General features: G+C 61.3%; 16 protein-coding genes. All 16 read left to right on the top strand.

Going from position 1 to position 22,388, the window contains the following annotated elements; translation table 11 throughout:
• Positions 1 to 193 precede the first annotated feature (193 nt).
• The 16 genes from IF199_RS07865 to IF199_RS07940 all read left to right on the top strand — a co-directional run bounded on the left by IF199_RS07865 (position 194) and on the right by IF199_RS07940 (position 22,383).
• Positions 194 to 1,753, top strand: coding sequence for a sigma-54-dependent transcriptional regulator (locus IF199_RS07865; RefSeq protein WP_192560081.1), 1,560 nt, complete (start codon positions 194 to 196; stop codon positions 1,751 to 1,753).
• Positions 1,754 to 1,988: 235 nt separating this feature from the next.
• A complete protein-coding gene (locus IF199_RS07870; protein WP_096822211.1) occupies positions 1,989 to 2,729 on the top strand; it encodes a flagellar basal body rod protein FlgF in 741 nt (246 codons plus the stop codon).
• Between the two features lie 45 nt (positions 2,730 to 2,774).
• Complete coding sequence (gene flgG / locus IF199_RS07875; RefSeq protein WP_096822210.1) at positions 2,775 to 3,560, top strand: flagellar basal-body rod protein FlgG; 786 nt, start codon at positions 2,775 to 2,777, stop codon at positions 3,558 to 3,560.
• Positions 3,561 to 3,613: 53 nt separating this feature from the next.
• Positions 3,614 to 4,309: a flagellar basal body L-ring protein FlgH gene (flgH, locus tag IF199_RS07880; RefSeq protein WP_007965503.1), complete on the top strand. Its 696-nt coding sequence runs from the start codon at positions 3,614 to 3,616 to the stop codon at positions 4,307 to 4,309.
• A gap of 27 nt (positions 4,310 to 4,336) precedes the next feature.
• A complete protein-coding gene (locus IF199_RS07885) occupies positions 4,337 to 5,425 on the top strand; it encodes a flagellar basal body P-ring protein FlgI (RefSeq protein ID WP_080593281.1) in 1,089 nt (362 codons plus the stop codon).
• Positions 5,426 to 5,436: 11 nt separating this feature from the next.
• Positions 5,437 to 6,729: a flagellar assembly peptidoglycan hydrolase FlgJ gene (gene flgJ, locus IF199_RS07890; RefSeq protein ID WP_192560082.1), complete on the top strand. Its 1,293-nt coding sequence runs from the start codon at positions 5,437 to 5,439 to the stop codon at positions 6,727 to 6,729.
• A 21-nt stretch (positions 6,730 to 6,750) separates the two neighbouring features.
• Complete coding sequence (gene flgK / locus IF199_RS07895; protein WP_096822208.1) at positions 6,751 to 8,796, top strand: flagellar hook-associated protein FlgK; 2,046 nt, start codon at positions 6,751 to 6,753, stop codon at positions 8,794 to 8,796.
• A gap of 13 nt (positions 8,797 to 8,809) precedes the next feature.
• Positions 8,810 to 10,381 carry a flagellar hook-associated protein 3 gene (locus IF199_RS07900; protein WP_096822207.1) on the top strand — a complete coding sequence of 524 codons (1,572 nt, stop codon included), beginning with the start codon at positions 8,810 to 8,812 and terminating at the stop codon, positions 10,379 to 10,381.
• Positions 10,382 to 10,494: 113 nt separating this feature from the next.
• Positions 10,495 to 14,091, top strand: coding sequence for a glycosyltransferase (locus IF199_RS07905; protein WP_192560083.1), 3,597 nt, complete (start codon positions 10,495 to 10,497; stop codon positions 14,089 to 14,091).
• Positions 14,092 to 14,322: 231 nt separating this feature from the next.
• On the top strand, positions 14,323 to 16,731 hold the full coding sequence (locus tag IF199_RS07910) for a calcium-binding protein (RefSeq protein WP_192560084.1): 2,409 nt from the start codon (positions 14,323 to 14,325) through the stop codon (positions 16,729 to 16,731).
• 254 nt (positions 16,732 to 16,985) lie between these two features.
• On the top strand, positions 16,986 to 17,759 hold the full coding sequence (gene rfbF / locus IF199_RS07915) for a glucose-1-phosphate cytidylyltransferase (protein ID WP_096822205.1): 774 nt from the start codon (positions 16,986 to 16,988) through the stop codon (positions 17,757 to 17,759).
• A complete protein-coding gene (gene rfbG / locus IF199_RS07920; protein WP_096822204.1) occupies positions 17,741 to 18,823 on the top strand; it encodes a CDP-glucose 4,6-dehydratase in 1,083 nt (360 codons plus the stop codon). Before rfbF ends, rfbG begins: the two co-directional genes overlap by 19 nt.
• Positions 18,820 to 19,380, top strand: a complete 561-nt coding sequence (gene rfbC, locus IF199_RS07925) for a dTDP-4-dehydrorhamnose 3,5-epimerase (RefSeq protein ID WP_096822203.1) — start codon at positions 18,820 to 18,822, stop codon at positions 19,378 to 19,380. The genes rfbG and rfbC overlap by 4 nt, the downstream gene beginning before the upstream one ends.
• Positions 19,377 to 20,603, top strand: a complete 1,227-nt coding sequence (locus IF199_RS07930) for a class I SAM-dependent methyltransferase (RefSeq protein WP_192560085.1) — start codon at positions 19,377 to 19,379, stop codon at positions 20,601 to 20,603. The genes rfbC and IF199_RS07930 overlap by 4 nt, the downstream gene beginning before the upstream one ends.
• Positions 20,600 to 21,721, top strand: a complete 1,122-nt coding sequence (locus IF199_RS07935; protein WP_096822201.1) for a DegT/DnrJ/EryC1/StrS family aminotransferase — start codon at positions 20,600 to 20,602, stop codon at positions 21,719 to 21,721. The genes IF199_RS07930 and IF199_RS07935 overlap by 4 nt, the downstream gene beginning before the upstream one ends.
• Positions 21,718 to 22,383, top strand: a complete 666-nt coding sequence (locus tag IF199_RS07940) for an acetyltransferase (RefSeq protein ID WP_096822200.1) — start codon at positions 21,718 to 21,720, stop codon at positions 22,381 to 22,383. The genes IF199_RS07935 and IF199_RS07940 overlap by 4 nt, the downstream gene beginning before the upstream one ends.
• Positions 22,384 to 22,388 lie beyond the last annotated feature (5 nt).

Below are 22,388 nucleotides of genomic sequence, written 5' to 3' on the forward strand. Positions count from 1 at the left end.
TTGCAGCAGGTTGATGACCGGCCGAGTAGGAAAAGTCTCTTTAAATCGTAAAATTATCGTTACGCTTTGTGCGATAAGTCGTGATTACGGTGATTGGCGGGTTTGAAATGGCCGGTGTCTGTCACATAATCTTGACGACTATCTTGCGGGCGGCAGAGAAAAATCCGCCCCTCTACCTGTTTCGGGCCTTTATATGCGTATCAAAGTCCACTGCCAGAACCGCATCGGCATCCTGCGCGACATCCTCAATCTGCTGGTGGAGTACGGGATCAACGTTGCCCGCGGCGAGGTCGGCGGTGAGCATGGCAATGCGATCTATCTGCATTGCCCGAACCTGATCAACCTGCAGTTCCAGGCGTTGCGGCCCAAATTCGAAGCCATCGCCGGGGTGTTCGGCGTCAAGCGGGTAGGGCTGATGCCCAGCGAGCGCCGACACATGGAACTGAATGCGTTGCTCGGTGCGCTGGAGTTTCCGGTGCTGTCGATCGACATGGGCGGCTCGATCGTTGCCGCCAACCGTGCGGCAGCGCAGTTGCTCGGCGTGCGGGTCGACGAAGTGCCGGGGATTCCACTGTCGCGTTACGCCGAGGATTTCGATTTGCCCGAACTGGTGCGCGCCAACAAATCGCGAATCAACGGCATGCGGGTCAAGGTCAAGGGCGATATCTTTCTGGCCGACATCGCTCCATTGCAATCGGAGCACGACGACAGCGAGGCCATGGCCGGTGCGGTACTGACGCTGCATCGGGCGGATCGGGTCGGCGAGCGCATCTACAACGTGCGCAAGCAGGAGTTGCGTGGCTTCGACAGTATCTTTCAAAGCTCGAAAGTGATGGCGGCGGTGGTGCGTGAAGCCCGGCGCATGGCGCCGCTCGATGCGCCTCTTCTAATTGAAGGCGAAACCGGCACCGGTAAAGAGTTGCTGGCTCGGGCTTGTCACCTGGCGAGTCCGCGCGGCCAGTCGCCATTGATGGCGCTCAACTGCGCGGGGCTGCCGGAATCGATGGCCGAGACCGAGTTGTTCGGCTACGGCCCCGGTGCCTTCGAAGGGGCGCGGGCTGAAGGCAAGCTCGGGCTGCTGGAGCTGACGGCGGGCGGCACGTTGTTCCTCGATGGTGTCGGCGAAATGAGCCCACGCTTACAGGTGAAATTGCTGCGCTTCCTGCAGGACGGTTGCTTCCGTCGTGTGGGCAGTGATGAAGAGGTTTACCTGGATGTGCGCGTGATCTGCGCCACCCAGGTCGACCTGTCCGAGTTGTGCGCCCGTGGCGAGTTTCGCCAGGATTTGTACCATCGCTTAAACGTGCTTTCGTTGCACATCCCGCCACTGCGCGAATGCCTCGACGGTTTGACGCCGTTGGTGGAGCACTTCCTCGATCAGGCCAGTCGGCAGATCGGTTGCTCGTTGCCGAAGCTGGCGCCGGCGGCGATGGATCGGCTCAGTCATTACCACTGGCCGGGCAACGTGCGACAACTGGAGAACGTGCTGTTCCAGGCGGTTTCTCTGTGTGATGGCGGGACGGTCAAGGCTGAGCATATTCGTCTGCCGGACTATGGCGTGCGTCAGCCGCTTGGCGATTTCTCGCTGGAGGGCGGGCTCGACGAGATTGTCGGGCGCTTCGAGAAAGCAGTGCTTGAGCGACTGTATTCCGAACATCCGAGCAGTCGGCAGCTGGGCAAGCGGCTGGGCGTCTCGCACACCACGATTGCCAACAAGTTGCGTGAATATGAGGTGGGCAAGACCGAGTCTTGATCCCTGCGCGATCACTCCTGCGCAAGGCACGGGGTGATCGCGCCTCACCATTGCCGCCAAGCGGCATGACACCGCCGGTTTTTCGACTTCGATACATTTCCCCAAACCCTGCTGAATCCCTCAAGTCCTTTGTTTATCGGGTCCTCGACCGCCAGAAAAAAGTTGGTCTGCAAATTGCTTGTGGCTCAGCAGTACAGCGGTGGGCGGCAAACGTCCGGCATGCAGAGGAAAGAGTGTGGACAAGTACCTTTATGTGGCAATGACCGGCGCCAGCCAGAACGCACTGGCGCAAAAGGCTCATGCCAACAACCTGGCGAACATCTCCACCAATGGTTTTCAGCGCGACCTGGAACAGGCGCGTTCGATGCCGGTGTTCGGTGACAGCTTTCCGGCGCGTGCGTTTGCCATGAGCGAACGGCCCGCCACCGACTTCACCGCAGGCTCCCTGGTGGAGACCGGTCGCGACCTCGACGTCGCCGTGACCGGCAACGGTTTCATTGCCGTGCAGAACCCCAACGGCGGCGAAAGCTACGTGCGCACCGGCAGCCTCAATATCGACGCCCTGGGCGTGCTGCGTGCCGGCAACGGCATGCCGGTCATGGGCAACGGCGGACCGATTGCCGTGCCGCCGCAGCAGCAGGTGGAAGTCGGTGAAGACGGCACCATCAGTATTCGTGCGATGGGCGAAGGCCCGCGCGTCATGGCCGAAGTCGACCGGATCAAACTGGTCAATCCGGACATCAAGAACATGAACAAGGGCCTGGACGGTTCGATCTACACCAAGGACGGCCAGCCTGCGCCGGCCGATGCCAACGTCAAACTGGTGTCGGGTTTCCTGGAGTCGAGCAACGTCAATGCCGTGGAAGAAATGACGTCGGTGCTGGCCCTGGCCAAGCAGTTCGAGTTGCACGTCAAGATGATGAACACCGCCAAAGACGACGACCAGGCCATGGCTCGGGTCTTGCAGATCAGCTAATTATCAGAACGTCGCGCCGTAAAACAGGCGCACGAGGAGAATCGAATGCTTCCGGCTCTATGGGTTGCCAAAACCGGTCTGTCCGCCCAGGACACCAACCTGACCACCATTTCCAACAACCTGGCGAACGTGTCGACCACGGGTTTCAAACGTGACCGCGCCGAGTTCCAGGACCTGCTGTATCAGATCAAGCGTCAGCCAGGCGCTCAGTCGACCCAGGACAGCGAACTGCCGTCGGGTCTGCAAGTGGGTACCGGTGTGCGCATCGTCGGCACCCAGAAGAACTTCACCGCCGGTAGCCTGCAAACCACCGAGCAGCCGCTGGACATGGCCCTCGACGGCCGTGGTTTCTTCCAGATCCTGCAACCGGACGGCACTACGTCCTACACCCGTGACGGTACTTTCCACCTCGACTCCAATGGCCAGATCGTCAACGCCAGCGGTTTCGCTCTGGAGCCGGCCATTGTCATCCCGAACAACGCCCAGACCTTCACCGTTGGCCGTGACGGCACCGTGTCGATCACCGTTGCCGGCAACGCCGCCTCGCAAGTGATCGGCAACCTGCAAACCGCCGACTTCATCAACCCGGCCGGTCTGCAAGCCGTGGGCAACAACCTATTCCTGGAAACCGCCGCTTCCGGCGCGCCGCAAATCGGCACTCCGGGCCTGAACGGTTTCGGCACCACCCTGCAGAACACCCTGGAAACCTCCAACGTCAGCACCGTGGAAGAGATGGTCAACATGATCACCACTCAGCGCGCTTACGAGATGAACTCCAAGGTGATCTCCACCGCCGACCAGATGCTCTCGTTCGTAACGCAGAATCTGTAATCAAGTCTATGAGGCGGCCATGAGGCCGCCTGCAACACCGTGAGGTAAGGGTCATGAAACGCTTCGTATCTGTTCTGGCATTGGGTGGGGTGGTCTCGCTCGCGGGCTGCGTCGCTCCGACGCCCAAGCCCAATGACCCTTACTACGCCCCGGTGTTGCCGCGGACGCCGTTGCCGGCGGCCGCCAACAACGGCTCGATCTATCAGGCCGGTTTCGAACAGAACCTGTACAGCGACCGCAAGGCGTTCCGGGTCGGTGACATCATCACCATCACCCTGAACGAGAAGACTCAGGCCAGCAAGAACGCCAACTCGCAAGTGGCCAAGAACAGCAAGACCGGCATCGGCCTGACTTCGTTGTTCGGCGGCAGCGGCACCACCAACAACCCGTTGGGCGGTAACGATCTGAGCCTGGACGTCGGCTACAGCGGCGACCGTGCGACCAAGGGTGACAGCAAGGCGGCCCAGGGCAACACCCTGACCGGTTCGATCACCGTGACCGTCGCCGACGTGCTGCCCAACGGCATCATCGCTGTGCGCGGCGAGAAGTGGATGACCCTCAACACCGGTGATGAGCTGGTGCGGATCGCCGGTCTTGTTCGTGCCGATGACATCGCCACCGACAATACCGTGTCGTCGACCCGGGTCGCCGATGCGCGCATCACCTACTCGGGCACCGGTTCGTTCGCCGATGCGAGTCAGCCAGGCTGGTTCGACCGTTTCTTCCTCAGCCCGCTGTTCCCTTTCTAGGTGGCTACGTTGAATTTCAAGAGCCTCATGCTCGCTGCGGCGTTGATGTCCGCAGCCTTTGGTGCCCACGCCGAGCGGCTGAAAGATATCGCCAGCATCTCTGGCGTGCGTTCCAACCAGTTGATCGGCTACGGCCTGGTGGTCGGGCTTAACGGCACCGGCGACCAGACGACGCAAACCCCGTTCACCCTGCAGACCTTCAACAACATGCTCTCGCAGTTCGGTATCAAGGTGCCGCCGGGATCGGGCAACGTGCAGTTGAAAAACGTCGCGGCGGTATCGGTGAGTGCCGATCTGCCGGCGTTCGCCAAACCGGGTCAGCAGGTCGACATCACCGTTTCGTCCATCGGTAACTCCAAGAGCCTGCGCGGCGGCACCCTGTTGCTGACCCCGCTCAAGGGTATCGACGGCAACGTCTACGCCATCGCTCAGGGCAACCTGGTGGTCGGCGGTTTCGATGCTGAAGGTCGTGACGGTTCGAAGATCACCGTCAACGTTCCGTCGGCCGGTCGCATCCCGGGCGGTGCATCGGTCGAACGTTCGGTGCCGAGCGGTTTCAACCAGGGCAACAGCCTGACGCTGAACCTCAACCGTTCCGACTTCACCACCGCCAAGCGCATCGTCGACAAGATCAACGACATGCTCGGCCCTGGCGTTGCCCAGGCCATCGACGGTGGTTCGATCCGCGTCACCGCGCCGCTCGATCCGAGCCAGCGCGTCGACTATCTGTCGATCCTGGAAAACCTCGAAGTCGACCCGGGTCAGGCCGTGGCGAAAGTCATCATCAACTCGCGTACCGGCACCATCGTCATCGGCCAGAACGTGAAAGTTTCGCCGGCCGCCGTGACCCACGGCAGCCTGACCGTGACCATCACCGAAGACCCGATCGTCAGCCAGCCGGGCCCGCTGTCCAATGGTCAGACGGCCGTGGTGCCGCGCTCGCGGGTGAATGCTCAGCAGGAAGCCAAACCGATGTTCAAGTTCGGCCCGGGCACCACCCTCGACGAAATCGTGCGTGCGGTGAATCAGGTCGGCGCGGCACCGGGTGACCTGATGGCCATTCTCGAAGCACTGAAGCAGGCCGGCGCGTTGCAAGCCGATCTGATCGTGATCTGAGGACGGCACTTATGGATATGCGCAAAAGCGGTCTGGTCAGCAGCAGCGATTCGGGTTCGTACTCCGACCTCAATCGTCTGAACCAGCTCAAGGTCGGCGACAAGAACAGTGACGGGAACATGCGCAAGGTTGCGCAGGAATTCGAATCGCTGTTCCTCGGTGAAATGCTCAAGTCGATGCGTTCGGCCACTGAAGCGCTGGGCCAGGACAACCCGCTCAATACGCCGGCAGCCAAGCAGTATCAGGAAATGTACGACCAGCAACTGGCGGTGTCTCTGTCCCGCGAGGGCGGTGGTATCGGTCTGGCTGACGTGCTGATGAAGCAGATGTCGAAGAACAAACCGATGGCACCGGGCGAGGCCGCCGCCGCGTCGGCTGCCAAGCAGCAGGAAGCCCTGGCCAAGACCGCTGCGGTGGAAACGCCGATTGCCGCCGGCACCGTGGCTACCAACGGTCCGCTGTCGCGCCTCAATGGCGAACGTCCGTTGTGGGCCTCGCGTTCGGTGCATGCGCCGAACACCCAGCTGACCCATCGCAACGACATGGAAATGATCAACCAGCGTCGCCTGGCGCTGCCACCGAAACTGGCTGATCGCTTGCTCGCCGGTCTGGTGCCTTCGGCCACGCCGACGGCGGCCACTCAATTGCCGCAACGAGCCACGACGGCCGCTGCCACCGGTTCCGGTCCGCTGTACAACGGCGACTGGCTGGCCCGCGCCGAGGCGGACAAGGCCTCTGGCGGGCAGATGCAGATTTACGGTCGCGCCATGGCGCAGATTCCGCTGGCGCCAGCGAAGAAGGCATTCAGCAACGCCGACGAATTCGTCAACACCATGCTGCCGATGGCCAAGGAAGCGGCGGCGCGCATCGGTGTCGATCCGCGTTACCTGGTGGCTCAGGCCGCACTCGAAACCGGCTATGGCAAGTCGGTCATGCGCGCCCAGGACGGCACCAGCAGTCACAACCTGTTCGGCATCAAGGCCAGCAGCAACTGGCAGGGCGATTCGGCCCGTGCGATCACCAGCGAGTTCCGCAACGGGCAGATGGTCAAGGAGACGGCGGAGTTCCGTTCCTACGCCTCGTACAAGGACAGCTTCCACGATCTGGTGACTTTGCTGCAGAGCAATAATCGCTATCAAGATGTGCTGAAGTCGGCCGATAACCCAGAACAGTTTGTACGCGAGTTGCAAAAGGCCGGTTACGCAACCGACCCGAACTACGCAAGCAAGATTTCGCAGATTGCCAGGCAGATGACGGTAAATCAGAACTACGCTGCGGCCGGCGTTTCAACAACGCCTTTATAAACACAAGGTAAGGTTTGAATCATGAGTTTGCTCAATATCGGGATGTCGGGGTTGGCCGCGAGTTCGTCCTCTCTGGCTGTGACAGGTAACAACATTGCCAACGTCGACACCGCCGGTTATTCACGCCAGCAAACCGTGCAGGGCACCAAGTCCTCGCAGCAGTTCGGCAACGTCTTCATCGGCACGGGCACGACCCTGGCCGACGTGCGCCGGGTGTACAACTCTTACCTCGAAACACAACTGCACACCGCCACCTCGCTCAACAGCGAAGCGGCCGCGTACGGTGCCCAGGCGACCGCGCTGGACGCCTCGCTGTCCGACACCAACACGGGCCTGACCGGTGTGCTGCAGAAATTCTTCACCTCGATGCAGGGTGTAGCGACCTCGGCGACCGACGACACTTCCCGTCAGTCGGTACTGACCGGTGCGCAGGCCCTGACCAGCCGCTTCAACGCGCTGGCCAAACAGCTGAACGATCAGAACACCACGATCAACGGCAACCTGTCGGACATGACGTCCCAGGTGAACAAGCTGGCCACCGCGATTGCCAACCTGAACCAGAAGATCGGTGAGGTTTCCACCAGCGGCGGCCAGCCGAACGATCTGCTCGACAGCCGTAACGAAGCCGTGCGTCAGCTCTCCGAGTTGACCGGTGCGCAAGTCGTCGAGCGCGGCAGCAGTTTCGACGTCTACGTCGGCAGCGGTCAGCCACTGGTCATCGGCAACACCACCAACACCCTGAGCACCGTGCCGAGCAAGGACGACCCGTCGCGCATGGGCATCCAGATGGATCGCGGCTCAAGCACCCTCGACATCACCTCGGTGATGAGCGGCGGTGAAATCGGTGGTCTGCTGACCTATCGCAATGAAGTGCTCAACCCTTCGCTCAACGAGCTGGGCCGTGTAGCACTGGTCATTGCCGACCAGATGAATCGCCAGCAAGCCCAGGGCATCGACAAGAACGGTGACTTCGGCGCGGCCATTTTCAACGACATCAACAGTGCTGCACTGATCAGCCAGCGCAGCATTGCCCAGTCGACCAACAGTGCAGGTTCCGGCAACCTTGATGTCACCATCAAGGACACCGGCAAGCTGACCACCAGCGACTACCAGGTCACCTTCACCAGCGCGACCAACTACTCGGTCAAGCGCTCGGACGGTACCGACATGGGTTCGTTCAGCACCACGACCACGCCACCGCCAGTGATCGACGGCTTCACCCTGGCCCTCAATGGCGGTGCGTTGAGCGCCGGCGACACCTTCAAGGTGACCCCGACCCGTAACGCCGGCAGCACCATCCAGACCGTGCTCACCGATCCGAAGAAAATCGCGGCGGCAGCACCGTTGACCGGTGTGGCCAGTGCCAACAATTCCGGCACCTACACGCAGCCGACGCTGATCGACACCCTCGACATCACCAACCCGGCCTCCCAGGCCGAGTTGCAGAATGCGCTCAAGTACTCGACGCCGGTCAAACTGGTCATGGGTGCGGTCGCCAGCGGCAGCCAGTCGTACAACATGGTCGATGCCAAGGGCAACACCATCGGTTCCGGCACCATCGTGCCGGGGCAGGCCAACACCCTGAACCTCAAGATCGGCATGGTCGACTCCACCGGTGCTCCGGTGATGGATACCTCGGTCACGCCGAACGTGCAGAAAACCTTTACCGTGCAGACCACCGTGGGCGCGACGCCGAAGCCAGGCGAAACCTTCACGATCAACCTGACCGGCGCGGCCTCTTCGGACAACCGCAACGCGCAGGCGCTGGTTGGCTTGCAGACCAAACAGACCGTGGATACCGGCACGGCGAGCAAGGGCATCAGCCTGACTGACGCCTACAACAAGCTGGTGACCAACGTCGGTACCAAGGCTGCTCAGAGCAAGTCCGACAGCGCCGCCACCACGGTGATTCTGGATCAGGCGCAGGGTGCGCGTGATTCGCTGTCCCAGGTCAACCTGGACGAAGAAACCGGCAACCTGGTCAAGTATCAGCAGTACTACACCGCCTCTTCGCAAATCATCAAGGCTGCGCAGGAAACCTTCGCAACGCTGATCAACAGTCTTTAAGGAGCCGTAATTCATGCGCATTTCCACCGCCCAGTATTACGCGACACAAGCTGCTCAATATCAGCGCAACTACAGCAAGACTGTCGCGACCGCCAACGAGGCTAGCAGCCTGCAGCGCATCAACACCGCTGCCGACGATCCGATCGGCGCCGGGCGTCTGCTCAAGCTGGGTCAGCAGGCCTCGATGCTCGAGCAGTATCAGGGCAACATCGATACCACCAAGAGTGCGCTGACCGTGCAGGAGTCCACGTTGAACTCCATCACCACGGCCTTGCAGCGCGCCAAGGAAATCGGCCTGGCCGCCAACAACGGCATCGCCACTGACACTGACCGCAAGGCCTACGCCGCCGAGCTGAGCCAGATCCAGCAACAAGTGCTGGGCCTGATGAACTCCAAGGACGCCAACGGCAATTACCTGTTTTCCGGTTCCAAGACCGATACCGCGCCGTACTCGCAAAATGCCGATGGCACTTACACCTACAATGGTGACCAGACCCAGATCAACCTGGGCATTGGCGACGGTCTTTCGGTGGCCTCCAATACCACTGGCTGGGATGCGTTCCAGCAGACCATCAACACCAGCCGCACCACGACCAGCATGACCGCGCCAACCCCCGATGATGGCCGCGTGGTGCTGACCAACGGTATCGTTGGCACCGCCGCGACGTACAACGCCAAGTTCGCGGCCGGTCAGCCGTACACCGTGGATTTCATCAGCAGCACTCAGTTGAAAATCACCGATGCCCTGGGCAACGACGTGACGACCGAAGCCAGCCAGAACGGCGCGATCACCAACAGCAACGGCGCCAACCAGACCGTCAGCTTCCGTGGCGTCGATCTGAAGTTGAACATCAACCTCAAGCCTGGTGACACCAACCCGGATGCGGTCATTGCCGGCCACAGCTTTCAGCTGGCGGCCACGCCTGACTCGTTCACCACCTCGCGCAGCGCGGGCAATGCGTCGACGGCGGTCATCACCGGCTCCGGCGTGACCAACCAGGCGGCCTACGACGCGGCATTCCCGTCGGGCGGCGGTGCGATCCTGAAGTTCACCAGCGCCACCAACTTCGACCTGTATGCAGCGCCAGTGACAGCTGACAGCAAGCCAGTGTCGTCGGGCACCATGGTCGGCGCCAACGCCACGGCAGCGGGTGTGACCTTCACGTTCGGCGGGACGCCGGGTGCGGGCGATCAGTTCTCGATCCAGTCCAACAACCACCAGACCCAGAACGTGCTCGACACCCTGGGCCAGATGGTCACGGCGCTGAATGCGCCGATCGACGGGAATCCGGTGGCCAAGCAGAAATTCCAGGGTGCCATGGAGTCGGCGCTGGGCAACATCGACAGCGCGGCCAATCAGATTGGTTCGGCGGTGACGTCGATCGGTGCTCGCGGACAGTCGCTGGATGACCAGAACACCACCAACCAGAGCCTGACTCAGGCGAATACCACCACTCAGGGTTCGATCCGTGATTCGGATCCTGCCGAAGTGATGACCCGCCTGACCTTGCAGCAGACCATGCTGCAGGCCTCGCAACTGGCATTCAGCAAAATCAGCCAGCTGGGTCTGTTCAACAAGATCTGACGGTAGCCGGGCGCGCTGGCGCCCGTTCTGCCCTGTCCCTTCAATAGTCAATGTCTTTAGCGGTTTCAAGGGCTCGCTTTTCTGAGCGGGCTCGCACCGCCTGTGAGCCCGCCGTGAATTCACTTCCTCTCGTCAGCCTGGTCATTCCTGCCTTCAATCCACGTTTCTTCGAACGGGCATTGCTCAGTGCGGTGAGCCAGGGCTATGGCAATCTTGAAGTCATTGTCTGCGACGACAGTCGCGGCAACGAGATTGAAACCACCGTCGCCTCGGTGATCGAGAGTTCCGGCGTGGCCGTGCGCTACGTGCGCAATGCGCGCACGCTCGGGCTGGTCGGCAATCTGCATGCGTGCCTTGAGCAGGCGCAGGGCGAGTTCATCAAGTTTCTGTGTGATGACGACCAATTGTTTGGCACGTGCATCGAGCGCCAGGCACAGGTTCTCATCGATCAGCAGGACGTCAATCTGGTGCTCGCCCAGCGTCTGTTCTGGGATGCCGACGACCGTCCGTTGCCTTCACGCCTGGAAAATACCCCGTTGTCGCCGGTGTGCGGACTGTTCAAGGGGGATGACCTGCTGGCGATTTTCGAGAATTTCCCGGTCAACATTCTCGGCGGTTTCAGCAATGCACTGTTTCGCCGGGCCGATGTGCTGGAGCTTCTCCCGGCCTTGACCACTCCCGAAACCTGCTTTGTCGCGACCCTGGATTTTGCGTTGTACGTCTGCCTGTTGCGTCGCGGCAACCTGGTGGTTTCGAATCACGTCCTGAGCGTCGAGCGCCTGTACGCCGAGCGCTTGAGTGGCCAACAGGCAATGCGCGATGCTGCGTACACCGAACGCCAGTGGTTGTCGCAGATGCTCAAGGCGCGCAGTGGCGAATCGGCCCCGGCGCCGGGCTGGGTGCGTTATGTGCCGATCACCAAGGCGCAGGAATCGCCACAGGTCTGGGAAGAGTTGCCGCTGAGCCGGACGCTGGGCACCAAACAGACCACCCAGGATTGGCATGTCGGCGTTTCCAGTGTCAGTTTTGCCGAGTTGTATGCGCAGTGGCTGGCATGCCGCAACCTGACCGAAGGCCAGCGCGAACTGCTGCCGGATACGCTCGCGGCATGGCCGCGCGTACCGAAAATCGTGCCGCTGATCATTGACGAGCAGGGCAGTCGCTCGGCGCTGGATCTCACCCTGCAATCGCTCGAGGCACAGGAATACCTGCCCGAGTTGACCCTTGTGTTGTCCGCCTCCTGCACCGAGACGCAGCTCGAAGAGCGCGTCTTGCGCATGCCGTTGCAGGAGGACTGGCAACAGCAGATCAACGAACTCTTGCCGCAGCTGGAAGGTGCCGACTGGTTCTACCTGCTGCGTGCCGGTGATCGTCTGGTGGTGCCGGCGCTGCTGGTGATGGCCGAGCGCATTGCGCTCTCGCGAACCGTTACCTGCCTTTACAGCGATGAAGGTGGTTTGAGCGAGGGCGAGTCGACCGAGCCGGTGTTCAAGCCGGACTTCAACCTGGACCTGATGCGCAGCTACCCCTATGTGGGCCGGGCCCTGGCGTTCGAGCGCGAACGGTTCCTGGCACTCGGCGGTTTCGATTCCGCGTTTGGCGAGCTGGCGCCCCACGATGTGTTGTGGCGCATGGTCGAGAACGACGGCACGCAGGTCATTGGCCATATTTCCGAAGTGCTGCTGGAGTCGGCATTCGACCTCGCCAAGTGGTTGTCGGAACCGCAAATGGCTGACGGCAATTCGCAGTTGATCTCGGCGCACCTTGACCGCCTGGGCATTGCCCATGAAATCCGCAACGGCGCCTCGGCGCTGCTGAACCGCGTGGATTACCACCATGGCCGGCAACCGCTGGTGTCGATCGTCATTGTCAGCAAGGATCAGACGGCCGCTGTGCAGCGCTGTGTCGAGAGCCTGCTGGAGAAGACCGCCTACGCCGAGTACGAGTTGCTGCTGGTCGACAATGGCAGCCAGGGCGTCGAGGCGCAGACCTGGTTTGACGGCATGGCGCAATTGGGCAGCGAGCGGATTCGTGTCCTCGATTGCCCGCAGCAAGACAACATGGCCGCCGTGCGCAATCTCGCGGTGAGCCAGGCGCGGGGCGAATACGTCCTGCTGCTCAACCCTTACGCCGTGATCACCCATGGCGACTGGCTGGCGGAAATGCTCAATCACGCCCAGCGCCCCGAAGTCGGTGTGGTGGGGGCCAAACTGTTCAACCCGGACGGGCGGGTCTTGCACGCCGGTCTGATCCTCGGCCTGCAAGGGCCGGCCGGCGTACCGTTTTACGGCGAGTCGTTGCAGGCGACGGGTTACATGTACCGGCTATTGGTCGCTCACGACCTGAGCGCCGTCGGCAGTGATTGCCTGATGGTGCGCAAGGCTGTGTTCGATTCGGTCAACGGGCTCGATGAGCAGGCGCTGGCGCAGTCACTCAACGAAGTGGATCTGTGCCTGCGGGTTGGCCAGGAAGGTTACCTGGTGGTGTGGACGCCTTACGCGCAGTTGGCGTTGGGCGCGCAACCGGCGCAAGCCCCGAAGGAAGGCGAAGAAGCAGCGCTTGGCCAGGAGCAGGAAACTTTCTACAGGCGCTGGCTGCCGGTCGTCGCACGGGATCCGGCCTACAACGCCAACCTGTCGCTGAACGGTCTGGGGGGCTCGAGCTTCAGTCTCGACCCGGGCCTGCGTACCGGCTGGAGTCCGTTTTCGCAGCCGCAATTGCCCAAGATCCTGGCGTTGCCGGTCAACGCATCGGCGATCGGTCACTACCGTGTGACTCAGCCCCTGATCGAGCTGGAAGCAGCGGGCAGGGCGCTGGGACGGATTCATTACAACCTGCCGACCATCATCGAAGTCGAGCGCCAGTCCCCTGACGTGATCATTCTGCAGGGGCGTTATGCCGAAGCACCGATCAACGAAATTCCAAGCTTGCAGAAGTACTCGAGTGCCCGGCGGATCTACGAGCTCGATGACTACGTGATCGACGTTCCCCATCGTAATGCGCACATCCGCAACATGCCGAACAAGGACGAGATGGAAAAACTGGTCCGGCGCGCGATCGGCATGTGTGACCGGGTCGTGGTGTCCACGGCGCCGTTGGGTAACGCACTGTCGAGCATGCACAGCGACATCCGCGTGGTCCCGAACATGCTGGCCAAAAACATGTGGAGCGATTTGCGCAGCCAGCGCCGTACCTCGAAAAAACCTCGGGTCGGCTGGGGCGGTGGCACCAGCCACCACGGTGACCTGGCGGTGATCGCCGATGTGGTGCGCGAATTGGCCAATGAAGTCGACTGGGTGTTTTTCGGCATGTGCCCGGACGATCTGCGGCCGTACATGCATGAGTTCCACGGCGTGATCGGCCTCGATGTGTACCCGGCGAAACTGGCCAGCCTCAATCTGGATCTGGCGCTGGCACCGCTGGAGTTCCACATCTTCAACGACTGCAAGAGCAACCTGCGTCTGTTGGAGTACGGCGCCTGTGGCTACCCGGTGATCTGCACCGACACCGAGGCCTATCGCGGTTACCTGCCGTGCACCCGGATCAAGACCAACACCACGGATGAGTGGCTGCAGGCGATCCGCATGCACCTGGCCGATCCGGACGCCAGCTACCGCATGGGCGACGAGTTGCGTGAGGTCGTGTTGCGCGACTACGTCTTGCGCGGCGACAACCTGCGTTACTGGGAAAACGGCTGGCTGGCGGACTGACCGGTCCACGGACGCTACCCCCAAAAAAACAGGCGACTTTTGCAGTCGCCTTTTTTTCACCTCGAAATTCGTATTTGTATCAACTCGGATACTTTTTTTGCCCGGCACCTCAAGCCGCAATTCTCTGTCGATACCCCTTGATAGCCGGTCTCGGACGATTGACGCAGAGGGGGCGAGCGGTGCCCGGGATTGCAGGTTTCCAGCCTCAACAACAACGCAAGGAAGAAGCAAATGTCAGTAGTAAATGGAACGAGTGATGTGGATTACCTGATGGGCACCGATGGTAATGACGAACTCTATGGACTGGAGTCGGATGACCAGTTGATCGGCAGTGGCGGATCGGACGTGCTGGATGGGGGCGAGGGGTTTGATACGGCGGACTATCGCGTGCTGTCTTCGGCAGTCAATGTCGAGATCGGCAATGACGCGTGGACTGTCACGGGCGCCGAGGGCAAGCGCGATACCTTGCTCAATGTCGAGAAAGTCATCGGTACATCTTTCAACGACACCTTCACTGGCAACGTTGCCGGTGTGACGCTGGACGGTAGCTGGGGTGACGATGTGTACATCGTCGGCAGCGAAGGCGTGACCATCATCGAAGAAAGCTACGGCGGTTACGACGAACTTCGCACCAGTCTCAACACCATCAAGATGGACCCCTTCATCGAGAAACTGACCTTCACCGGTACGGGTGATTTCAAGGCCTACGGCAGTGACACCGACAACGAGATCATCGGCGGTGCCGGCAACGACTGGCTGTGGGGCGGCGACGGGGCGGATCACTTCGTGGGTGGCGAAGGTTTCGATACCGTCAGCTACAGCGACAGCCTCGAGGGAGTGAGGGTTTCGGACTGGAACAACTACGACGGGTTGACCATTGCCTACGGAGACACCTTCACCGATATCGAAGCCATTGAAGGCTCGAAGTTCGATGATCTGATCTATCGCTTCGAAGGGTCGATGATCATTGACGGTTCCGATGGCTACGACACGGTGAGCTACCAATGGAACCCGGGGCCGGTCACCATCGAGATCGGCAGTGGTATCAATGCAGTGGGCGACACCTTTCGCAATGTCGAAAAGATCATCGGCACCAACAATGCAGATCAGTTCACCGCCAACATCGGTGGCGTGACCCTGGCCGGTGGCGGTTGGAACGATGTGTACTTCATCAACAGCACCGGTGTGACCATCGAAGAAGTCGAGGGCTTCATGGGCGGCACCGATCAGGTGTACACCACGCTGTCGGTGATGCACCTGGATCCGTTCGTTGAAAACCTCACGTACACCGGGACCGGCGACTTCACCGGCTACGGCAACGACACCTGGAACACGATCGTTGGCGGCAGTGGCAACGACGTGCTGTTCGGCGGTGCCAAAGGTGATTCCTTCGACGGTGGCGACGGTATCGATGTGCTCAGCTACGGCGACAGCACGGTCGCCATGACGCTGAACTGGGCAACCCGGGAATTCTCGGGGATCGCTGACGGCGATACGTTCCAGAATATCGAGATCATCCGTGGCAGTGACTTCAACGACACCTTTTACGCCAACGGCATGTCCTGGTTTTTTGGCCTGGACGGCGGACAGGGGCAGGATCTGCTCAGTTTCAAATACGCCTTCATGCCGATGACGATCGACCTGAGCGGTGCCGCTTACAAACCTTTGAATTCGGTCCCTGAATACACCGGGATCGAATTGATCGAGGGTAGTCAGTATTTTGATGACTTCATCGGTTCGGCCGGCAATGAAACGTTCATCGGAGGTGGCGGCGGTGATTCGATCGATGGTCGCGATGGCATCGATAACGTCTGGTACCTCACCAGTGCCTCGGCGGTAGAGATCAATCTGCAGACCGGCATCAACCTGGGTGGTGATGCGCAGGGCGATACGCTGACCAATGTCGAAGGCGTGATGGGCAGCCATTTCGACGACACCTTGACCGGCAACGAAGCGGACAACTACCTGGAAGGCGGGCGCGGCAGCGATCTGATCAATGGCGGTGACGGCAACGACGTTATCTACGGCGGCCTGGTGTCCGACATCGGACCGTTCAGCCTCGAAGGTGTGGCCGATAATGCGCAGGCCGATCAGTTGTATGGCGGTGCGGGCGACGATGTGATTGTCGGTGCCGAAAACGATCTGGGTACCAACGCATTCGGTGAGGACGGCAATGACACCGTGACAGTGTTCAACGGCAGCGCCATCGGCGGTATCGGCGACGACGTATTGACCGGCAAGGGCAGCACCTACTCGTTGTTCGGTGGCGAGGGTGACGACCGGTTGATTCTCAACCTTGCCGGCCAGCAGGCCTCCGGTGGTTTCGCCAATGGCGGTGAAGGTGATGACACTTACGTGGTGAATACCTCCGGTCTGGTGGTGATTCAGGACGGCGGCACCAGCCTGAACGACACCCTGATCCTGAACACCATTGCCAATGCCAGCCAGTTGAACGTGACCCGTATCGGCGACGACGCCTATTTGCACAGCGCCAATGACGGCAGCGTCGGTGCGCCGACCAGTGGTGTGAAACTGGCAGGCTGGTATGCGGGCTTCAACAACATCGAGCACATCCAGACCGCGGATGGCCAGGCCTACAGCCTGCCAGCCGCTGCCGACGGGTTTGCCCTGTTCGGTTGATCCGGTCGATTCACTGAAACCGCTCGATGAAAGGGATGGGTCCGGCAACGGACTCATCCCTTTTTTCATGCCCGTGTCCCCATCGACGCAGCGTCGGCGGAGCTGGCGCGTTTCCTGCAAGTCCCCCTCAAATCGCCATAAAACGAGCGCTCGCGGTCATTGCACCTGCGCCCGGACCGGCAGAAAGGTTTAGCCAGAAGGCCGCAAAGCTCATAAAGCCGCGCGCAGCCCTGTGACGAACGAGAGGGGAGACCATGAAGGCAGTTATTTTGGCGGGTGGCCTGGGCACTCGCATCAGTGAAGAGTCGCACCTCAAGCCCAAACCGATGATCGAAATCGGCGGCAAGCCAATTCTCTGGCACATCATGAAACAGTATTCCGCACACGGAATTCATGACTTCGTGATTTGCCTTGGCTACAAGGGCTACGCGATCAAGGACTTCTTCGCCAACTACTTCCTGCACACCTCCGACGTGACGTTCGACATGCGTGAAAACCGCATGGACGTTCACCAGAACTACAGCGAGCCGTGGCGCGTGACGCTGATCGACACCGGTGAGGAAACCATGACCGGTGGCCGTCTGCGCCGCGCCGCACGCTATCTGGAAAACGAAAAAGCCTTCTGCTTCACTTATGGCGACGGTGTCTCGGACCTGAACATCAGCTCGTTGGTGGATTTCCACCTGACCCACGGTAAGTTGGCGACTGTCACCGCCGTACAGCCGCCGGGACGTTACGGCGCGCTGAACCGTGAAGGCGATCGCGTACTGGGGTTCACTGAAAAACCCCGTGGCGACGGTGGCTGGATCAATGGCGGATTCTTTGTGTTGTCGCCGAAAGTCCTGCCGCTGATCGAAGGCGACGAGACGTCGTGGGAGTCCGGTCCGCTGGATGGCCTGGCCGAGCGTGGCGAGCTGATGGCTTATCAGCACGACGGTTTCTGGCAACCGATGGATACCCTGCGCGACAAGAATCACCTCGAAGCGCTGTGGCAGACCGGGGAGGCCCCATGGAAGCAATGGGACTGAGTCCGGAATTCTGGCGCGGCAAGCGGGTTCTGGTCACCGGTCACACCGGTTTCAAGGGCAGCTGGCTGACCCTGTGGCTGCAAAGCCTCGGCGCGCAAGTCAGCGGTTTTTCCCTCGACCCGTCGACCGAGCCGAGCCTGTTCGAACTGGCGCGGGTGCACGAAGGCATCAACGACCAGCGTGGCGACCTGCGTGACCTCGGCGCCTTGCTCGAGATCATCGCCGACACCGAGCCTGAGATCGTCCTGCACCTGGCGGCCCAGCCGCTGGTGCGCGAAGGTTATCGCGATCCGCTCGGCACGTATTCCAGCAACGTCATGGGCACCCTGAACCTGCTCGAAGCGATTCGTCAGGTCGGTTGTGTGCGGGCCTGTGTGCTGGTGACCACCGACAAGGTCTACGCCAACAAGGAATGGCTGTGGCCCTACCGCGAAGACGAAGCCCTCGGTGGACACGACCCTTACAGCAGCAGCAAGGCCTGCTGCGAGTTGTTGGCGCAGTCTTATGCCGCGTCGTTCTTTCCGGCCGACAAGTACGCCGAGCACGGCTTGGCCCTGGCCACCGCGCGCGCTGGCAACGTCTTGGGCGGCGGCGACTTCGCCCCTGAGCGCCTGATTCCCGACGTACTGAAAGCCTGGTCGGCCGACGAGCCGGTGACCCTGCGTTACCCGCAAGCCGTGCGCCCATGGCAACACGCGCTGGAGCCGCTGGCCGGCTACCTGCAACTGGCCGCCGGGCTCTACGAAGAAGGCCCGGAATACGCCGGGGCGTGGAACTTCGGCCCGGGCGAAACGGACATGTGCAGCGTCGGCGAAGTGGTCGAACTGCTCGCCAATCGCTGGCCACAGGCCCGTGGTCTGCGCATCGAACCGAGCGAACTGCACGAAGCCGGTCTGCTGCGTCTGGACAGCAGCCGCGCCCGTCAGGTCCTTGGCTGGCAACCGCGCTGGTCGCTGCAGCAATGCCTGACCCAGACCCTCGACTGGCACCTGGCGTGGCAGAACGGCGACGACATGCGCACCGTCACTCTCGGTCAACTGAACCTGTACCGGGGCGCGCTGTGAGCGAGTTTTCCTTGAAACAGTTGCCGCTGGCCGGGTTGTTCAGCGTCCAGCACAAGCGCTTCGAAGATCAGCGCGGGCACTTCGCCCGGCTGTTCTGCGAGGGCAGCCTGAGTGCGTTCGGCGCCGAGTTTCACATCCGCCAGATCAACCACTCCTGCACTCGCGAAAAGGGCAGTGTGCGCGGTTTGCATTACCAGAACGCCAACGCGCCGGAAGCCAAGTTGATCACCTGCCTGCGCGGTGAAGTGTGGGACGTGGCGGTGGACCTGCGCCCGGACTCCGAAACCTTCCTGCACTGGCACGCCGAGCACCTGAAGGCCGGCGACGGTCGCAGCCTGTTGATTCCGGCCGGCTTCGCCCATGGTTTCCAGACCCTCACCGAGGATGCCGAGCTGCTTTACCTGCACAGCGCCGATTACGCGCCGGAGCACGAGGCCGGCCTGTCGGTGAACGATCCACGGCTGGCGATTGCCTGGCCGTTGCCTGTCAATAATTTGTCAGCGCGTGATTCCAGCCATCCCGCGCTCGATCAACACTTTGCTGGAGTGCGTCTATGAACTGCCGTGGGTGCGCCGCACCGCTGAGCCTGCCGCTGATTGACCTCGGCACCTCGCCACCGTCCAACGCCTACGTGCACGCCGATCGGCTGGAACAGGCCGAACATTGGGTGCCATTGAAGGTCGCCGTGTGCCAGCAATGCTGGTTGGTCCAGACCGAGGATTACACCAGCGCCGACAGCCTGTTCGATGCCGAGTACGCCTACTTCAGTTCGTTCTCCAGCACCTGGCTGGCCCATGCCGAACGCTATGTGGCCGAGATGGTCGAGCGCTTTGGCCTGACGGCTGACAGCCGCGTGGTGGAAGTCGCCGCCAACGACGGTTACCTGCTGCAGTACGTAGCCGGTCGCGGTATCCAGTGCCTGGGCGTCGAGCCGACTCGCAGCACCGCGCAGGCAGCGCGGGAAAAAGGCCTGGAGATTCGTGAACTGTTCTTCGGTCGCGACACCGCAGCACAGTTGAAAAGCGAAGGCTGGGGCGCCGATCTGATGGCCGCCAACAACGTGCTGGCCCACGTGCCGGACATCAACGACTTCCTCGGTGGTTTCGCCGCGCTGCTCAAGCCGACCGGCGTTGCCACCTTCGAATTCCCGCAACTGCTGACGCTGATGGCCGGCGCGCAGTTCGACACGCTGTACCACGAGCACTATTCCTACCTGTCCCTGACCGCCGTGCAAACGCTGTGCGAGCGCAACGGTCTGGAAGTGTTCGACGTCAGCCCGTTGACCACCCATGGCGGATCGTTGCGGGTGTTCGTGCAGCGCAAGGATGGCGAACGCCGTGCCGTGCAACCGGCGGTTCAGCAGCAGTTGCAGGCCGAACTCGACGCTGGCGTGAAAACCGCCGGGTACTACGCGACGCTGGCGCCGGCTGCCGAAAACATCAAGCACCAGCTGCTGCGCTTCCTGTTGCAGGCCAAGGCCGAGGGCAAGCGTGTGGTCGGTTATGGCGCGGCAGCCAAGGGCAACACCTTGCTCAACTACGCCGGCGTGAGAGCGGATCTGTTGGCGTGGGTCGCCGATGCCAACCCGCACAAACAGGGCAAATTCCTGCCGGGCAGCCGCATTCCGATCGTGGCACCCGAGCGCATTGCGCAAGAGCGGCCGGACTACATTCTGGTTCTGCCCTGGAACCTGTTGAGCGAAGTGACGCAACAACTGGCCGAAGCCAAAACATGGGGTGCACGCTTTGTCGTCGCCGTTCCGGAGTTGAGCATTCAATGAGCAGAATCCACTACACCAAACCGAGTGTCGGCGAACTCGAAGCGCAATATGCCCTGGATGCCGTGCAGAACGGCTGGGGCGCGCGTTGCTACGAATACCTGACCCGCTTCGAGCACGGCTTCGCCGAGCATCTGGGTGCGACCTATGCAATCGCCACCTCCAGTTGCACCGGGGCCTTGCACATGGGCATGGCGGCATTGGGTGTTGGCGCCGGCGATGAAGTGATCCTGGCCAATACCAACTGGATCGCTTCGGCGGCGCCGATCACTTACCTGGGGGCGACCCCGGTCTTTGTCGATGTGCTGGCCGATAGCTGGTGCCTGGATCCGCAACAGGTCAGAAACGCGATCAGCCCGCGCACCAAAGCCATTCTGGCGGTTCACCTTTACGGCAATCTTTGCGACATGGATGCCTTGCTGGCCATCGGCAAGGAGTTCGGCATTCCCGTGATCGAGGACGCGGCCGAAGCCATCGGTTCGCAATGGCGTGGCAAGGCGGCGGGTTCGCTCGGTGCCTTCGGCGCCTTTTCGTTCCACGGCACCAAGACCATGACTACCGGCGAAGGCGGCATGTTCGTCACCTCGGACAAGGCCTTGTACGAGCGCGTGCTGACCCTGTCCAACCACGGCCGGGTCGCGGGCAGTACCAAGCAGTTCTGGCCGGAATTCGTCGGCTTCAAATACAAGATGAGCAACCTGCAGGCGGCGGTCGGCTGCGCTCAGGTCGAGCGCATCGAAGAGTTGATCGAGCGCAAGCGGGCGATTTTCGCCAACTATGCGCAGGCGCTTGAAGGTGTGCCGGGCGTATCGCTCAATCCGGAACCGGCCCATGGGCGCAATGGTTACTGGATGCCGACCGTGGTGTTCGATGCCGACACCGGCATCCATCGCGATCAGTTGATTGCGGCTTTCCAGGCGGCGGATATCGACGCCCGGGTGTTTTTCTGGCCGCTGTCGTCGCTGCCGATGTTCAGCGAATACGTGGTCGACACCCCGCTGGCGTTCGCGTTGCCCGAGCGTGCCTTCAACCTGCCGAGTTATCACGAAATGACTGACGCCGATCAGCAGCGCGTGGTGCAAGTGGTGCTCGACTTGCTGGCCAGCAGGAAAGCACCGTGAAGATGTATCTGTTGGGCGCCGCCAACCCGGAAGCGGTGCGCATGCTGCAGGCCGTCAAGCGCAGCACGCCGAACATCGAGTTTGCGTTTCTCGATAACGATCCGCGCAAGCACGGCACGCTGTTTTATGGCGTGCCGGTGGTCGGCGGTTCGGAGCGGGTGGCCGAACTCAATGGGCCGGACGTGCGCTTCGTCAATCTGATCACCGGCAGTACCCGTTTACGCTACGAAACCACCTGCCAGTTGGTCGAGGCTGGTGCGCGACTGGGTCAGTTCATCCACCCCGGCATCGACCTGAGCATGATTCGCATGGGGCAGGGCAGTTACCTGCAGGAAGGCGTGTTGATGCAGGCCGAGGTCGAACTCGGTGACAACACCAGCATCAGTGCCGGCAGTGTGGTGGGGCACGAGGGACGGATCGGCCACTCGGTGTTCATGGCGCCCGGCGTCTGTATCGCCGGCTGCGTGGAGATCGGTGACGGCACCTTCATCGGTACCAACGCCACGATCCTGCCGCGTCTGCGCATTGGTCGCTGGGTGACCATCGGCGCGGGTGCCGTGGTGACGAAAGATGTCCCGGATTTTTCGGTCGTGGTGGGCAATCCCGCCAGGATCATCAAGAACAACACGGTGCCTTACCCGGACGCCAAGGTGTTCAAGTAAGCCGT

Source organism: Pseudomonas allokribbensis, assembly GCF_014863605.1.
Lineage (GTDB): Bacteria > Pseudomonadota > Gammaproteobacteria > Pseudomonadales > Pseudomonadaceae > Aquipseudomonas > Aquipseudomonas allokribbensis.

What these genes read in the sequence shown, in the direction of transcription:
- IF199_RS07900 (WP_096822207.1), top strand. Translation starts at nt 8,810, where the DNA reads ATGCGCATTTCCACCGCCCAGTATTACGCGACACAAGCTGCTCAATAT.
- flgH (WP_007965503.1), top strand. Translation starts at nt 3,614, where the DNA reads ATGAAACGCTTCGTATCTGTTCTGGCATTGGGTGGGGTGGTCTCGCTC.
- IF199_RS07910 (WP_192560084.1), top strand. Translation starts at nt 14,323, where the DNA reads ATGTCAGTAGTAAATGGAACGAGTGATGTGGATTACCTGATGGGCACC.
- flgG (WP_096822210.1), top strand. Translation starts at nt 2,775, where the DNA reads ATGCTTCCGGCTCTATGGGTTGCCAAAACCGGTCTGTCCGCCCAGGAC.
- IF199_RS07935 (WP_096822201.1), top strand. Translation starts at nt 20,600, where the DNA reads ATGAGCAGAATCCACTACACCAAACCGAGTGTCGGCGAACTCGAAGCG.
- rfbG (WP_096822204.1), top strand. Translation starts at nt 17,741, where the DNA reads ATGGAAGCAATGGGACTGAGTCCGGAATTCTGGCGCGGCAAGCGGGTT.
- rfbF (WP_096822205.1), top strand. Translation starts at nt 16,986, where the DNA reads ATGAAGGCAGTTATTTTGGCGGGTGGCCTGGGCACTCGCATCAGTGAA.
- flgJ (WP_192560082.1), top strand. Translation starts at nt 5,437, where the DNA reads ATGGATATGCGCAAAAGCGGTCTGGTCAGCAGCAGCGATTCGGGTTCG.
- IF199_RS07930 (WP_192560085.1), top strand. Translation starts at nt 19,377, where the DNA reads ATGAACTGCCGTGGGTGCGCCGCACCGCTGAGCCTGCCGCTGATTGAC.
- flgK (WP_096822208.1), top strand. Translation starts at nt 6,751, where the DNA reads ATGAGTTTGCTCAATATCGGGATGTCGGGGTTGGCCGCGAGTTCGTCC.
- IF199_RS07865 (WP_192560081.1), top strand. Translation starts at nt 194, where the DNA reads ATGCGTATCAAAGTCCACTGCCAGAACCGCATCGGCATCCTGCGCGAC.
- IF199_RS07885 (WP_080593281.1), top strand. Translation starts at nt 4,337, where the DNA reads ATGCTCGCTGCGGCGTTGATGTCCGCAGCCTTTGGTGCCCACGCCGAG.